The sequence below is a fragment of the Sphingomonas echinoides ATCC 14820 genome, assembly GCF_000241465.1.
Taxonomy (GTDB): Bacteria; Pseudomonadota; Alphaproteobacteria; order Sphingomonadales; family Sphingomonadaceae; genus Sphingomonas; species Sphingomonas echinoides.
Window position 1 is genome coordinate 1 of the sequence record NZ_JH584240.1, and the last position, 2,026, is coordinate 2,026.

Genomic DNA, 2,026 nt, shown 5'->3' on the forward strand with positions numbered 1-2,026 from the left:
CCCCCGATCGGCGTCCAAAAGGGACCCCTTTATGGCGCTGGCGGGCGTCGACGTTGGGCGCACCGTTCGCGCTGCTTGCGGCGTAGGGAGGGCGTAGCCCGACCGGAGGCGCAAGCAGCGCGAACCGATCCTTTTCGGGTGGGGTCAGCTGCGGTTCTTGAAGCGCCAGCTGTCGTTACCGGTTTCTACGATGTCGCAGTGGTGAGTGATGCGATCGAGCAGCGCGGTCGTCATCTTTGGATCGCCGAACACGCTGGGCCATTCGCCGAACGTCAGGTTGGTGGTGATGATTACCGAGGTCTGCTCGTAGAGCTTGCTGATCAGGTGGAACAGCAACTGACCACCCGAGCGGGCGAACGGCAGATAGCCAAGCTCGTCGAGCACCACGAGCTCGTGGCGGCGAAGCTGGGCCGCGAGTGCGCCGGCTTTGCCGATCCGTGTCTCCTCCTCGAGCTGCGTCACCAGATCGACGGTGTTGAAGTAGCGACCGCGGGCACCGGCGCGGATGACGCTGGCGGCGATAGCGCTGGCGAGGTGGGTCTTGCCAGTGCCGGTGCCCCCGACCAGCACGACGTTGCGACGCCCTGGCAGGAACGAGCCTGCGTGAAGCGAGCGCACCAGCCCTTCGTTGATCGGGGTGTTCTCGAACACGAACGCGTCAAGGTCCTTCACGACCGGCAGTCTGGCAGCCGTCATGCGGTAGCGGATCGAAGCGGCGTGGCGATGCGCGCCTTCGGCGCGCAACAGATCGCTCAGGATCTCCATCGCGGTGCGCTTGCGCTGAACGCCGGTGGTGACGGCCTCGTCGAACGCACCCGCCATGCCCTTGAGCCCGAGTCCGCGCATCGCGTCGATCATCTCATGCCGCTGCATGGAGGCCTCGCAGGCTGTCGTAGCGGGCGCAGTTGGCGACCGGCGGGTGCATCAGCGCCAGATCCTCAGGCGTTACGATGGATGCGGGCCGGGGCGGCTCTCGCCGCCGTGACAGGATGTTGAGCACGACCTCGTCGCTGACCGCACCGGCGTCGAGCGCTTCGCGAACGGCGCCCTCGACGGCATCCAGACCATCGCTGAGGACGGCCGCAAGAACGCGGACGAAGCGCCGATCGGCATCGTCGTCGCTGCCAAGCTTGCGGCGCAGCCGAGCGAGCGCAGGCGGAAGATCCCAGCCTTGGAACGGCGCTCCGTTCCGCAGCGCACCGGGCTTGTTCACCAGCACCGGCAGGTAATGCCAAGGGTCGTAGATCGTCCGATCGCGACCGAAGAACCGAGGATGATCGGCGATCACCTCGTCGCCCATCCGCACGACGATCCGATCGGCATAGGCCCGGACCTGGACCGCACGACGCACCGCCTTGGCGGCGACCGAGTAGCGGTTCCGGTCGAAGCTGATCAGGCAGGTTCCGGTCACCGCATGCTGCGTCTCGTGGAAGCCGTCGAACGATGCGAGCATCGGCTGGAGCGCGGGCCGCTCCAACTCCAGCGCCTGCGCGACCGTCATCTCCTTGTGCTCGGGGTGCGCCTGCATCGCCGCCCAGCGTAGACACTCGGCTTCCAGCCAGCCGTTCAACTCCTCCAGACTGGCGAACCGCAGCCGCGGCTTGAAGAAGCGACCCCGGATCGTCTGGACCTGGTGCTCGACCTGGCCCTTCTCCCAGCCTGCGGCTGGCGAGCAGGCGGTCGGCTCGACCATGTAATGATCCGCCATAACCAGGAAGCGACGGTTGAACACGCGCTCCTTGCCCACGAACACCGTCGTCACCGCGGTCTTCATGTTGTCGTAGATGCCGCGCAGCGGCACCCCTCCGAAGAAGCCGAAGCCGCGCGCATGCGCGTCAAACACCATCTCCTGCGTCTCACGCGGATACGCCCGGACATAGACCGCCCGCGATGCGCAAAGCCGCACGTGGGCGACCTTCACGCGCATCGGCTTGCCCGCGATCTCCACGTCTTCGTGGCTCCAGTCGAACTGGTACGCCTCGCCTTGCCTGAACAGCAGCGGGATAAATGCCGCCACGCCGACGCC

General features: G+C 66.5%; 2 protein-coding genes. Both read right to left on the reverse strand.

Features of this window, described 5'->3' with window-relative positions; translation table 11 throughout:
- Positions 1 to 144: 144 nt before the first annotated feature.
- The gene (gene istB / locus ON00_RS19720) at positions 145 to 873 is read right to left on the reverse strand and encodes an IS21-like element helper ATPase IstB (RefSeq protein ID WP_010409298.1); all 729 of its coding nucleotides are present in this window, start codon (positions 871 to 873) and stop codon (positions 145 to 147) included.
- The coding region (istA, locus tag ON00_RS19725) for an IS21 family transposase (RefSeq protein WP_010409299.1) at positions 860 to 2,026 on the reverse strand (1,167 nt) is incomplete at its 5' end. The genes istA and istB, both read right to left, overlap by 14 nt.

Excerpts from the sequence above, each read along its gene's own strand:
- istB (WP_010409298.1), bottom strand. The coding sequence starts at position 873 with ATGCAGCGGCATGAGATGATCGACGCGATGCGCGGACTCGGGCTCAAG.